Consider the following 15,809-nt stretch of genomic DNA (forward strand, 5'->3'; position numbering starts at 1 on the left):
GTAGTGAGTGGTAATTTGCACGCGTTTTAATTTTATCTTTTTTAGGTTTCGTGCTTCTAGTCGCTCTTGAAATAAGTTAAGTTTAAAAGCATTTAGGCATGTTTTAGGTAATTTCGTCGACAAATCCAGTGGTTTTATCGTAATAGAATTAGATTTATCCATAATTTTATTGTTGCAGGAAAAGAGTTTTTAAATACCTTTAGGTGTTAAATTATCTAAAATTATATGAAGAAAATATTTACCTTATTATTAATTGGGTTTATGTATGGTGGATTTTCGCAATCTCCTTTTTTAATTAATTATCAGGGAGTAGCTAGAGATGGAAGTCTTAACCCTATTAGCAGCCAAAATATTTCTTTAAAGTTTGAAGTATTGCAAGGAAGCGTGAGCGGTTCGGTTATATACACGGACATGCAAGTGGCTGGAGCAACTACTAATTCACTAGGTTTATTTACGACACAAATTGGCAAAAACGGTACACTTGGTCAGGTTAATTGGCAGAGTGGCCCTTATTTTTTGCAGGTATCTATGGATATTGCTGGTGGTTCGAGTTTTGTAACATTGGGAACTCCGCAACAAATTGTAAGTGTGCCATTTTCGATGCATTCCCAAAGCGTTCCGTCTAGCTATAACAATAATATTCTTACTATAGGCTCTAAGACGCATGCTATTAATTCTGGCACTGTTGTTACATTAACACAAGGAACCGGAACGAATATAACGGTTAGCGCTGGACCGGATTATACGATTTCATATGCGCCGCCGATTTTAGCACTTACGTCGAATAATGCTAGTATTAGTATTGTTGGAAGTAATGCTGTGGCATTGCCAGCTTCTATTACACCAACCATATCTACCTCAGGCATTGCAACAGTGACAAACGGAGCGTACGTTTACACAGTGAGTGTACCATCACCTTCCTATAATCAAGTGAGTGGTGTATTATCTTTTGGAGCAAATAATACGGTGGTGACTCCAACGCTAGGTATGAGTGGAGGTGTTTTATATTCAGGACCATTTAGCAATTCTGTCGCGATACCAAATGCTGTTACAGTGTCGGGAACAGGTTTAGCGTCTGTTACAGGTGGTCCGGCGAACTATCTTGTGAATGTTCCATCACCTTCTTTAGCTATGTCATCAAATAACTTAAGTTTGAGTATTGTAGGAAGTAATTCAGTGGCTTTACCTCCAGCTGTTACCATTGCTCAGACAGCTAATAACATTATTGCAGTTACAGGTGGTCCAACAAATTATACAGTAGGTATGCCAACACCAATATATACAGGAACAGCATTGATACTAGGATCTGTAAGCACAACTATAGCACCAACACTTACTTTTAATTCTGGTACGCTAACATCAGGTGTTGCTTCTAATTCCGTGGATATTAGTGGAGCCGGGCCATTTAAACAAGCGGGTACTTCGGTAACTTTAACTACAGTGTCTAATAGCTTAGCTATTGGTACAAATGCTGCGAGTGCAAAGTTAGACGTTACATCTAATGGTGGAACTGTTTTGAAAGTAACTGATATAGCAGCCTCCAACACATCGCCGGCGGCCGTTGTTTCTTCTTCTGGTGTAAAGAGTTTATTTGTAAGTAATAACAGTACTAGCGGGGTCGGCGGTGATTTTAATGCTTCCGGTGGCCTTGCACTTACGGCACAGAATAGCAGTACATCTTTTCCTACCTTTCAAGCGCAGAACACAAGCGGTGCACCAGGGGCTTACGCTGCTAATTTTATTGGCGGTTTAACTACAACTGGGAATGGTTCTACCAGTTCTGATTTTGCGTTACGTGTTTCAAATACAGTTCCTACAACAATTTTTGCGGTAAGAAATGATGGTAATGTTGGTATTGGAACAGCCAGTCCGACACAAAAGCTAGATGTTGCTGGTTCTGTAAAGATTACTGACGGCACTCAAGGAGTAGGAAAGGTGTTAACTTCTGACGCTAGCGGCAACGCAAGTTGGCAACCAATAAGTGTTACAACGGCAACTACTTTTTCGCAACAATTTATGTCTGGTATTAATTTAACGCCAACAAGCTTTTCTAGCGCCTTAACCTCATTTACAAAAGTAAATGCCGATACAAAAATTAAAGTAATTCTTCAAACTCATATTTACGTAGACGATTTAATTGGAACTAATGGAGTAACATTCGAAATAAGATTAAATAACACAATTACGGCTTCAGGAAATTCGGGAAAAACAACCTATTTTATTGATAACAATGGTGCTCCGAACTTTCCAAACTGTAAGTCGGTCACTATGATAGCTGAGTTTATTCCAGGCGCTCTTCCTGCAGGTAGTTATTCTGTTAACATGTTTGTGAATTCCACAGGAGTCGGTATTGCAACCGGGGCATGGATTGACATTGGAAACTTTGGCACGAACAGTTTAATAATAGATGAGAACAGATGATAATATAGAAGCATTTAATGGGCGTCCCGATACATGAAAATTATGAGTAAAATAGTATTACTGTTATTAAGTTTCCAATTGATTACAATTGGTTTAATAGCCCAAACGCCACAAATGATCAATTATCAAGGTGTGGCAAGGGATGCTAATGGAGCGGTGTTAGCAAATAAGAATATTGGCATTCGGTTTGAATTCCATCAGGGTAGCGTTTCCTCACCAACCGTTTTTGCTGAAGAACAAAACTTAACTACTAATAATTTGGGTTTGTTTTCGACTCAAATAGGTAAGGTAAATACTACAGGATTAGGCTTAATTAATTGGGAGGCAGGTGATTTATTTCTCCAAATAGGAATTGATATTCTTGGAGGAACTTCTTATGTAAACCTTGGAAATCCTCAGCAATTGGTAAGTGTACCTTTTGCCATGCAGGCACAAAATGTACCGGCTTCTTATGCCGGCAATATATTAACGGTTGGTAAACAAAGTTTTACTTTGAGTTCTTCAACGTCAACGATTGATATTCAGGCAGGAACAAACGTAACCGTAAATGGCACTTCACCAAATTATACTATTTCTTCAACGCCTACTTTAAATTTATCAGCACCAAATACATTAAGTATTAGCGGTGGAAATACCGTCGACATTACGCAAACCGTTAGTTTAAATGGAAATGTGTTGAGTGTAGGACCAAGTTCTAATAGTGTGACAATACCTTCAGCTTCAAATGCCAGTGTGGTATCATCGGGTATTGTTACAACAACAACGCTTGCGCCAAACTCCTATAGTATTAATGTTCCAAATCCAACTTTAACACTTAACAGTAATAGTTTGAGTATTAATGGCGGAAACACAGTTGTCATTCCAGCAGCGGTTCCACAAACCATTACCCCACAAGGTATTGCAACAGTAACAAACGGAGTAAACTCTGCAACGGTAAATGTTCCGAATCCGACACTAACAATCAACAGTAATAGTTTGAGTATTAATGGAGGAAACACAGTTGTGATTCCAGCTGCTGTTCCTCAAACAATTACCCCACAAGGTATTGCGACGGTAACAAACGGTGTAAACTCTGCAACGGTAAACGTTCCAAATCCGACACTAACAATCAACAGTAATAGTTTGAGTATTAATGGAGGAAATACAGTAGTCATTCCAGCTGCGGTTCCACAAACCATTACCCCACAAGGTATTGCGACGGTAACAAACGGTTTGAACACTGCAACAGTAAACGTTCCAAATCCGACACTAACAATCAACAGTAATAGTTTAAGTATCAACGGAGGAAACACAGTTGTGATTCCAGCTGCTGTTCCACAAACAATTACCCCACAAGGTATTGCAACAGTAACAAACGGAGTAAACTCTGCAACGGTAAACGTTCCAAATCCAACTTTAACAATCAACAGTAACAGTTTGAGTATAAACGGAGGAAACACAGTTGTGATTCCAGCTGCGGTTCCACAAACCATTACCCCACAAGGTATTGCGACGGTAACAAACGGTGTAAACTCTGCGACAGTAAACGTTCCAAATCCAACTTTAACAATCAACAGTAATAGTTTGAGTATTAACGGAGGAAACACAGTTGTGATTCCAGCTGCTGTTCCTCAAACAATTACCCCACAAGGTATTGCGACGGTAACAAACGGAGTAAACTCTGCGACAGTAAACGTTCCAAATCCAACTTTAACAATCAACAGTAATAGTTTGAGTATTAACGGAGGAAACACAGTTGTGATTCCAGCTGCTGTTCCTCAAACAATTACCCCACAAGGTATTGCTACGGTGACCAACGGAGTAAACTCTGCAACGGTAAATGTTCCAAATCCAACGTTAACGTTAAACAGTAATAGCTTAAGTATTAATGGAGGAAACACAATAGTCATTCCAGCGGCTGTTCCACAAACAATAACGCCTTCAGGGGCAGTAACTGTTTCTACTGGCGTAAATAGTTTTACAATTGATGCGCCAGCACAAGTAGCGCAAACGATCACACCACAAGGTATCGCTACGGTAACAAACGGAGTGAACTCTGCAACGGTAAATGTTCCAAATCCGACTTTAACGTTAAACAGTAATAGTTTAAGTATCAACGGAGGAAACACAATTGTCATTCCGGCGGCTGTTCCTCAAACGATCACACCACAGGGTATTGCTACGGTTACGAATGGTGTGAACTCCGCAACGGTAAATGTTCCAAATCCGACTTTAACGCTTAACAGTAATAGTTTGAGTATTAATGGAGGAAACACAATAGTCATTCCAGCGGCTGTTCCACAAACAATAACGCCTTCAGGGGCAGTAACTGTTTCTACTGGCGTAAATAGTTTTACAATTGATGCGCCAGCACAAGTAGCGCAAACGATCACACCACAAGGTATCGCTACGGTTACTAACGGTTTGAACACCGCAACAGTAAATGTTCCGAACCCAACGTTAACACTTAACAGTAATAGTTTGAGTATTAATGGAGGAAATACAATTGTCATTCCAGCAGCGGTTCCACAAACGATAACACCACAGGGTATTGCTACGGTTACGAATGGTGTGAACTCAGCAACGGTAAATGTTCCGAATCCGACTTTAACCCTCAACAGTAATAGTTTAAGTATTACCGGAGGAAACACAATTGTAATTCCGGCAGCGATTCCACAAACAATCACGCCTTCAGGAGCAGTAACTGTTTCTACTGGTGTAAATAGTTTTACAATTGATGCGCCAGCACAAGTAGCACAGACAATCACTCCACAAGGTATTGCAACGGTAACAAACGGAGTGAATTCAGCAACGGTAAATGTTCCAAATCCGACACTAACAATCAACAGTAATAGTTTAAGTATCAACGGAGGAAATACAGTAGTCATTCCGGCGGCAGTTCCACAAACCATTACCCCACAAGGTATTGCAACAGTAACAAACGGAGTAAACTCTGCAACGGTAAATGTTCCGAATCCGACTTTAACGCTTAACAGTAATAGTTTAAGTATCAACGGAGGAAACACAGTAGTCATTCCGGCGGCTGTTCCACAAACAATAACGCCTTCAGGAGCAGTAACTGTTTCTACTGGAGTAAATAGTTTTACAATTGATGCGCCAGCACAAGTAGCTCAAACAATTACCCCACAAGGTATTGCAACGGTAACAAACGGAGTGAATTCAGCAACGGTAAATGTTCCGAATCCGACTTTAACGCTTAACAGTAATAGTTTGAGTATTAATGGAGGAAACACAATAGTCATTCCAGCGGCTGTTCCACAAACAATAACGCCTTCAGGAGCAGTAACTGTTTCTACTGGCGTAAATAGTTTTACAATTGATGCGCCAGCACAAGTAGCGCAAACGATCACACCACAAGGTATCGCTACGGTTACTAACGGTTTGAACACCGCAACAGTAAATGTTCCGAACCCAACGTTAACACTTAACAGTAATAGTTTAAGTATCAACGGAGGAAACACAATTGTCATTCCGGCGGCTGTTCCTCAAACGATCACACCACAGGGTATTGCTACGGTTACGAATGGTGTGAACTCAGCAACGGTAAATGTTCCGAATCCGACTTTAACCCTCAACAGTAATAGTTTAAGTATTACCGGAGGAAACACAATTGTAATTCCGGCAGCGATTCCACAAACAATCACGCCTTCAGGAGCAGTAACAGTTTCTACTGGTGTAAATAGTTTTACAATTGACGCACCAGCGCAAGTAGCGCAAACAATCACCCCGCAAGGTATTGCAACGGTAACAAACGGAGTGAATTCAGCAACGGTAAATGTTCCGAATCCGACTTTAACGCTTAACAGTAATAGTTTGAGTATTAATGGAGGAAACACAATAGTCATTCCAGCGGCTGTTCCACAAACAATAACGCCTTCAGGAGCAGTAACAGTTTCTACTGGTGTAAATAGCTTTACAATTAACGCACCAGCACAAGTAGCGCAAACAATTACTCCACAAGGTATTACTACTGTGACAAACGGAGTAAACTCAGCAACAGTAAATGTTCCAAATCCGACTTTAACGCTCAACAGTAATAGCTTAAGTATTAACGGAGGAAATACAGTAGTCATTCCAGCAGCTGTTCCACAAACAATCACGCCTTCAGGAGCAGTAACAGTTTCTACTGGTGTAAATAGTTTTACAATTAATGCACCAGCCGCAATTCCACAAACCATAGTGCCTTCAGGGGCAGTAACAGTTACTAATGGCGTAAATAGTTTTACAATTAACGCACCTTCACAAGTAGCCCAAACAATCACTCCACAAGGTATTGCAAGTGTTACAAACGGAGTAAATACGTCAACGGTTAACGTTCCAGCACCTGCTCTAACAAGTTTAGGTAACAGTGTAACCATCACACAAGGAACGGTTATAAGCACAGCAACAGTTCCTGTTGCAACAACGTACACTAACGGTACCGGCATTGGTATAACTTCCGGATCTATTATAACGAATACCTCACCTGATCTTCCTATAACGATTACAAGTGGAAGTAATGTTTCTATTACAAGTGCGTATCCGAATTTCACCCTTTCGACACCTTCTCAAGTGGCGCAAACAATTACACCGCAAGGTATTGCAACAGTTACAAACGGTGTAAATTCTGCAACAGTTAACGTTCCGAATCCAACTTTAACGCTTAATAGTAATAGTTTAAGTATTAACGGAGGAAATACGGTGGTGATTCCTGCAGCAATTCCACAAACCATAGTGCCTTCAGGGGCAGTAACAGTTACTAATGGTGTGAATAGTTTTACAATTAACGCACCTTCACAAGTAGCCCAAACAATCACTCCACAAGGTATTGCGAGTGTCACAAACGGAGTGAATACAGCAACGGTGAACGTTCCGGCTCCTGCTTTAACAAGTAATGGAAACAGTATAACAATAACACAAGGAACAGTTATTTCTACAGCGACAGTTCCTGCTGCTACAACATACACTAACGGTACCGGTATTGGTATTACATCAGGTACAATCATAACGAACACCTCACCTGATCTTCCTATAACGATTACAAGTGGAAGTAATGTTTCTGTTACAAGTGCTTATCCAAATTTCACTCTTTCTACACCATCTCAAGTAGCCCAAACAATTACGCCGCAAGGTATTGCTACGGTTACAAACGGTGTCAATTCTGCAACCATCAATGTTCCAACTCCGACTTTAACGCTTAACAGTAATAGTTTGAGTATTAACGGAGGAAATACGGTGGTGATTCCTGCTGCAATTCCGCAAACCATAGTGCCTTCAGGGGCAGTAACAGTTACGAATGGTGTGAATAGTTTTACAATTAACACACCTGCTGCAATTCCGCAAACCATAGTACCTTCAGGGGCAGTAACAGTTACTAATGGTGTGAATAGTTTTACAATTAATTCCCCTGCACAAGTAGCACAAACAATTACGCCACAGGGCATTGCGAGTGTTACAAACGGAGTAAATACGTCAACGGTTAACGTTCCAGCACCTGCTCTAACAAGTTCAGGAAACAGTGTAACAATTACTCAAGGAACTGTAGTGTCTACCGCGACGGTTCCTATTGCAACAACCTATACTAACGGAACCGGCATTGGTATAACTTCCGGATCTATTATAACGAATATCTCTCCAGATCTTCCTATAACGATTACAAGTGGAAGTAATGTTTCCGTAACAAGTGCGTATCCGAATTTCACACTTTCTACACCATCTCAAGTAGCCCAAACAATTACGCCGCAAGGTATTGCGAGTGTTACAAATGGCGTTAATACAGCAACAGTTAATGTTCCAGCTCCTGGCTTAACAAGTTCAGGAAATAGTATAACCATCACGCAAGGAACCGTAGTTTCTACAGCGACGGTTCCTGTTGTCACAACTTACACTAACGGTACGGGTATTGGTATCACATCAGGTACGATCATAACGAATACTTCGCCAGATCTTCCTATTACCATTACAAGTGGAAGTAATATTTCTGTTACAAGTGCGTATCCGAATTTCACAATTTCTACGCCTTCTCAAATTACCTACACAAACGGAACCGGAATAAGCATTACCTCAGGTTCAATTATCACGAATACTTCTCCTAATATCACGCCAACCATTGCTGTTACAACAACAGCTGCGGCTGGAGCTTCGGTTAGTAGTTCAGGAAGTTCGTTTAGCATCAATGTGCCGGCTCCGACTTTTACGAATTCGGGTCCTGCAACCATATCAGGTGCATACCCTAATTTTACTATTAATTCGGCTTCGGCAAATACTTGGTCTTTGGGTGGTAATGCTGGTACAACAGCTGGTACCGATTTTCTTGGTACTAGCGATTCACAACCATTAATTTTTAGAACAAACAACGTGGAACGCGTACGAATTTTATCATCAGGTAATGTTGGCATCGGAACAAATGCGCCATCAGCTTTGTTACAAGTGGCAGGAACTGCAACAACCGCTTCAAATATTCTTTGGGTAAGTAATACAAATGCCAGTTCGGGAGGCGGTGCCTTAGCTGTTACCTCAAATGGAATTGTGACTGCTGATATTCAAAATACAAATGCTTCTGGTATTGGAATTAATGCCATTACCACAGGTGTAGCAATAAGTGCTCAAAACACAAACCTACAGCCGAGTATTTATGCTTCGAACTCCAATGTAAGTACTGGCGCTTACGCTGGATATTTCGAAGGTGGTTTAAGAGCTATTGCAAAAAATAACGCCAGTGCAATGGCTTTTAGAGCGCAGGTTTTTGGTGGAGCAACTGATATTTTAGTTGCTGGCAATAATGGTAGAGTAGGTATTAACACTTCATTGCCATCTGCTACTTTGCACGTTCTAGGTACTTTTAGATTGGAAGATGGAACACAAGCAGCAGGAAACGTCTTAACGTCTGATGGTTCAGGTAATGCTTCATGGCAAAGTGCTACTGGTCAAAACTGGGGTTTGGCAGGTAATGCAGCAACAACAGCTACAAATTATATTGGAACGAGCGATAATGTGGCTCTTAATTTTAGGGTTAATAATCAAAGAGCGGGTAGAATTGACCAAACTTTACAGAACGTGTCTTTTGGTTATTTGAGTGCAAATGCAAATACGACTGGTTCAAATAATATAGCTCTTGGAGGAGATGCACTACTTAATAATACGAGTGCAAGCAGAAACATTGCAATTGGTGTAGGTGCTCTACGCTCTCAATCATACAGTGCGGGAACATGGAATAGTGAAAATACAGCGGTTGGTTATGAAGCACTTTATTCGAATCAACCAACCAGCACATCTAACGGTAATCAAAATACCGCATTAGGTACTTATGCTTTACGTGCTAATACAACTGGTAACTATAATGCCGCTGGCGGACATGGTGCTTTATACACTAATACCACAGGTCAGGCAAATACGGCTTTCGGTTACAATTCATTGTCATCGAATGTGGGAAGTAGTTTTAATACATCTGTTGGTTACTATGGTCTTTCTGCCAATACGAGCGGTCAAAATAATACATCAGTGGGTTATCAGTCCGGTGATGCTAATACTACAGGTTCTAACAATACATTTATCGGTTTTAATGCAGATGCATCAACTGGTCTATTAACAAACGTGACAGCCATTGGAGCTAACGCAACAGCAACTGCAAGCAGCAGAGTAAAACTTGGTAGCGGGGCAAGTGTTGAATTTGATTTAGCTTTAATGCCAGCAGGAAACGCTGGTACTGCTGGTCAAATCTTATCATCTTCTGGAGCTGGATTAGCGCCAGTTTGGACAAGCGCCACCGGATCTAATTGGGGATTATTAGGAAACGCGGGAACCAGTACAGTTACTAATTTTATTGGAACAACAGACTTTGTGGCGCTTAATTTCAGAGTGAATAATCAAAAAGCAGCACTTATCGACCACGTTGGATATAATACATTTTTTGGATTTCAAAGTGGGAACGTGAACGCGGCGAACAACAATACTGGTTTTGGAGCTTTTGCGCTTGGAGCAACTACAACAGGTAACCTTAACGTGGCCATTGGTCATAACGCTATGTTCAGTAATACTACTGGAAGCCAAAACACAGCACTGGGCCGCGATGCGGGCTATTCAAGCACAGGAGCCGGTAACGTTTTTATTGGTTATAGAGCGGGTTATTTTGAAACTGGATCAAATAAACTATACATATCAAATTCGACAACGAGCTTAACGCCTTTAATTTACGGTGATTTTACCGCTAACCGGGTTGGTATTAATACAGCAAATCCTACTGAAAACCTGCAGGTAGAGAGTAATACGAGTACAGCACTTTCCGTTATATCAGCATCTACTACTAGTTCAAGTCTCTATTTCGGTTATCCGTTGCTTCATCCAAACGGCGTTATACGTTATGACAATTCCACAAACTCGATGAATTTCTGGACCAATAACACATCTAATCGCATGGTTATATTGAATACTGGAAATGTAGGTGTAGGTACTGCCGCTCCAGCCGAAGAACTGCAGGTGACAGGAACGGATGCAAGTGTTTTAAGTTCTGGTATTTTTCTTAAAATTAACAATAGGGCTACAGGTACCAATGCTGTATCTTCAGGTTTAACATTCGGAACTTACAATGATGATTTAACAGGAACTAAAGGAGGCATCTTTTTTAGAAGAACAGGCGGCTTTGGAGTTGGTGATTTACTTTTTAGTGTGAACAATACTGCCGATGCTTCAAATGTTGATGCCTCTGATCCATTTATTGCAATGATTGTTAAAAGTAGCGGTAATGTAGGAATTGGCACAACTTCACCAGGATCGACCCGTTTATTTTTAAATATTCCTTCAACGGATGGTGTAAATTATACAGGTTTAAATGTTACAAACAATTATACTGGTACTACCACTAAATATGGTATTGATGTAAATGTTGATGGAGCAGGAAGTGGATCTAAGTATGGTATTAGCTCGTCTGTGGTTGGATTAGCAGGAGATGCAAGTGCAAATTATGGTTACCAAGTTGCCATGACTCCAAATGGTACTGGATCCATTTATGCTAATTTAACTCAAATATCAGCAGTAGGAACTGGTGTTAGATATGGAAATTACACTTCCGTTGCGAGTAATCTTGCAAATACCTTTGCTACTTATGGGCATCGTATCATAATGTCAGGTACTAATGCTACTGCTATAAAAAATGGTATTTACATTACTGGAGAAGATCAGAATTATTTTTCTAATAATGTGGGAATAGGAATTGCTTCACCAACAAAGAGGTTACATGTTTTGGAAAATATCGCTGCTGCTGATGCAATTTATGGTGAAAATAATTATTCTGGGACTTCTGACGGAACCGGTGTGCATGGATATGCGATAAACAATCCTGGATATGGACGTGGGGGTTGGCTTGAAGGTGGTTATATGGGGGTTTATGCTTTTGGTAACTCCTCATCATATACTGGTAGTGCCTATGGCGTATATGCAAATGCTAATGGAACAGCGGGTACGCGTTATGGGATTTATACTACAGCCTCCGGAGGTACTACAAATTATGCAGCGTATTTTAGTGGTAACATAAGCGGCACAGGAGTAAACTCATACGCGTCTGACAGAAAATTTAAAGAAAATATTCAGCCAATTCAAGGCGCACTTGACAAACTTCTTCTAGTGCAACCAAAAACGTACACTATGAAAAAAGATCAATATAGTTTTATGAATTTTCCAGATGGTGTTCAGACCGGATTAATTGCTCAAGAGCTTGAAACTGTATTTCCTGAATTAGTAACAAATGAGATTCATCCAGGGCCGGTTAACGAAAGTACCGGTAGACCTAGCGGAGAACCTGTGACTTATAAAGGCGTAAACTATATGGGTTTAACCCCAGTAATGATTCAAGCAATTAAGGAACAGCAGGCTCAAATTGAAGAAATGAAAAAACAACTAATTGAGCAACAAAAAGAAATTGAGGCACTAAAAAATAAATAATATTTATGGCACGGTTCTAAAAGTTAATACTAATAAACCTAATCATATGAGAAAATTAAAAAATAGAAGTTTAAGAAAATTAGTTTTCTTGTCTTTGCATTTAATTTCGGTAGGAATATTCGCGCAATCACCTTACTTTATAAATTATCAAGGAACAGCGCGCTTGGCAGATGGCACGCCATTAGAAAGCAGAACAATCAGAATTCAATTCAGTATCCGGCAAACAAGTAGCAGCGGAAGTATAATTGCTACAGAAACACAACAACTTCAGACGAATGCATTAGGATTATTTTCAACGCAGATTGGAAAAACAGCAAACCTTGCTAATATCAACTGGCAGGGGAATGCTCACTTTTTAGAAGTAGGAATTGACACGTCTGGAGGAAGTAATTTTGTGATTCTAGGTGCTCAGCAAATGGTAAGTGTGCCTTATGCTATGCATGCCAATTCTGTACCTTCTTCATATATCGATAATATTTTAAGTATTGGGGACAACAGTTATGCACTTTCTCCAACAGTTGCGATTGTTCCAAACACGAGCATAACGGTTTCTGGTCTGGGCACTGTAACAAGTGTCGGTACAAATACATTTGATATTAATATTCCAACGCCAACCTTTAGTAATACAGGACAAGCCATTATTACGGGTACTTACCCTGACTTTATTGTAAATACACCTACGGTGCCTGCGGCTATTACTCCGAGTATTACCCTTACAAATACAGCCTCACTTGCATCTACTGTGACAAGCTCTGGAAGCTCTTTTAGTTTAAATATACCACCCCCAACATTTTCAAATACAAATCAAACGATCATTACGGGTACTTATCCAACCTTTTTTGTAAATACACCTACTGTTGGAGCAACACCAAATACAACTATTACGCCTTCGGGCTTAGTGACTGTGTCTAATCTGGTTACAAATTCTTTTGTGGTCGGCGTACCGCCACCAACCCTAGCAATTGCAAGCGGAAGTATCAGTATAACTGGTGGTAACAGTGTTCCATTACCTGCACAAACATCGGTATCGGTGGCAGGAATAGCGACACTTAATACATCAGGATCAAATTATACTGTCGGCGTACCAGCACCAACCTTAGCGATTGCAAGTGGTAGTATCAGTATAACCGGAGGTAATAGTGTTCCTTTACCAACTACACCAACAGTATCGGCGGCTGGTATAGCAACAGTTTCGGCGGGACCAAATTATCTGGTAGGAGTTCCAGCACCAACTTTAGCGATTGCAAGTGGTAGTATCAGTATCACCGGAGGTAATAGTGTTCCTTTACCAACTACACCAACAGTATCGGCGGCAGGTATAGCAACAGTTTCGGCAGGACCAAATTATCTGGTAGGAGTTCCAGCTCCAACTTTGGCGATTGCAAGTGGTAGTATCAGTATAACAGGAGGTAATAGTGTTCCTTTACCAACTACGCCAACAGTATCAGCAGCAGGTATAGCAACAGTATCCGCAGGACCAAATTACTTAGTTGGCGTACAAGCACCGGTGTTTACAAACGCTAGTCAAAATATTATTTCAGGAGCTTATCCAGCGTATACTGTAAATACGCCTACAATAGCAAACACAAGTATTGCATTAACAGCTACAGCTGCTGCTGGCCCTTCGCTTTCAACAAGCGGCACTAATTCTTTTAATATCAATATTCCACCTACAACCGCATGGTCTTTATTAGGAAATGCTACAACAAACCCGGCAACAAATTATATAGGAACAAGTGACGCTCAACCATTAATCTTCCGTTCAAATGCGACTGAGGCCATGCGAATATTGGCAAATGGATATGTAGGCATTGGTACCCCTACACCAGGGCACAGATTAATTGTTTCAGGTACTGAAGGTGAATTTCAAGTCCATCCATATTTTAACGGACCAGGGGCCACAGCTTTAATGGCATCATTAGTCAATAGCAATTCCAGAGGCCCTCAATTTCGCTTTCAGAGTTCTGGTGCTGGTTCACTATTTTATGATATTGGGAAGGATGCGAATGGTAATTTTGTGATTGAAAATTCAGGAGATGTACCCGTACTCACCATTAACCAAACTGCTGCTATTGGTGTTGGAAGCACAGCAAATTATGGAACTGCAGGGCAAGTGCTCACTTCTTCAGGCTCAGCTGCAGCGCCAATTTGGACAATAGTTTCCGCAGTTAACTCATGGTCACTTGGTGGAAATACGGCGACAACACCAAGTCTTAATTTTATTGGCACAACCGACAATAATGCTTTAAATTTCAGAGTAAATAATCAAAAAGCAGGTAGTATTAATCAAACGCTTTTTAATGCGTCCTTTGGTCATCAAAGTTTAAATGCTGTAACAACAGGAAGTGGAAACATAGCTTTTGGCTCAGGAGCATTGCAGAATTTAACTACAGGTTCAAGAAATGTGGCATTGGGTTATTCCGCCTTGAGTCTTAATAACTCTATAAATAATATTGCTATTGGAGCTTCTGCTTTGGCGGCTAATACAAGTGGAAATTCAAACGTAGCTATCGGTTTATCTGCCATGGGTAGTAACGCCGCTGGCAATTACAACACGGCTGTTGGTCACGCTGCTGGTCAACTGAATAGCGGTTTTCAGAATGTATTTTTAGGTTATTCGTCGGGTGCCCAAAGCATCGGAACAGGAAATGTGTTTTTGGGTTACCAATCTGGATTCTATGAAACGGGAAATGATAAACTCTATATTGCTAATTCAACTACAAGTGTTTCACCTTTAATATACGGAGATTTTTCGAGCGGCAATGTTAGTATCGGAACCTCCAATGCACATGCACCGTTGCAATTCTCAAATGGAATTCAAAGTAGAAAAATTGTGTTATGGGAAGGTGCCAACAATGACCATCAATTCTATGGGCTTGGTATAGATAATTCTGTTTTTCGTTATCAGGTCGACGTGACAAATGCTGACCATGTTTTCTATGCAGGTACAAGCGCAACCACTAGTAATGAGTTATTTAGGATAAAAGGAAATGGATACTTTAAAATGGGTTCTGAAACAGGTACAGGTCAGCCCCCTAATTATCCCGTAGGTGCCGGTGGTATGATGATTCGCCGTTTGTATACCACTAATATTACTGCGGGTGAAATTATTGCGAGAACGGCTGATATCATATTAGAAAGAGATGGAACCAATGGTGGTTGGAGAGTAAATAATACTGGTATCAGTGCGCTTTCTGTTTGCAATTGCATGGGAACCAACAGTGCAGGTGCTGCTGTTAATAGGGCTTTTAATAATCTGGTGAGCGGTATTACGCAAGTTTATAATAACACAGATAACATTGTGTTTTTGCATTGCATTTTTGGGGATCCATATTTTTCTGCAAACGGTCATATTACCGAAGTATCATTAACAAGGCAGTCGACCGATTATTTTTGGATTGGAACTGTGATGAGTACATTTAACCAATAAAATGAAAAATAAAACTAAACCAAAAGACAAACAATTCTAAATT

The 15,809-nt window shown here is 40.4% G+C and carries 3 protein-coding genes; all 3 read left to right on the forward strand.

The window, feature by feature from the left end; all coding sequences use genetic code 11:
* The first annotated feature begins 225 nt into the window (after window positions 1–225).
* From P2086_RS10660 to P2086_RS10670, 3 genes are read left to right on the forward strand one after another with little or no spacing between them, the layout of a single operon-like run.
* Window positions 226–2,421: a beta strand repeat-containing protein gene (locus P2086_RS10660; protein WP_317896728.1), complete on the forward strand. Its 2,196-nt coding sequence runs from the start codon at window positions 226–228 to the stop codon at window positions 2,419–2,421.
* A 42-nt stretch (window positions 2,422–2,463) separates the two neighbouring features.
* Window positions 2,464–12,336: a tail fiber domain-containing protein gene (locus P2086_RS10665; protein ID WP_317896729.1), complete on the forward strand. Its 9,873-nt coding sequence runs from the start codon at window positions 2,464–2,466 to the stop codon at window positions 12,334–12,336.
* Window positions 12,337–12,382: 46 nt separating this feature from the next.
* Window positions 12,383–15,766 carry a beta strand repeat-containing protein gene (locus P2086_RS10670; RefSeq protein WP_317896730.1) on the forward strand — a complete coding sequence of 1,128 codons (3,384 nt, stop codon included), beginning with the start codon at window positions 12,383–12,385 and terminating at the stop codon, window positions 15,764–15,766.
* Window positions 15,767–15,809: the final 43 nt, after the last annotated feature.

The sequence above is a fragment of the Aurantibacillus circumpalustris genome (assembly GCF_029625215.1).
Taxonomy (GTDB): domain Bacteria; phylum Bacteroidota; class Bacteroidia; order B-17B0; family Aurantibacillaceae; genus Aurantibacillus; species Aurantibacillus circumpalustris.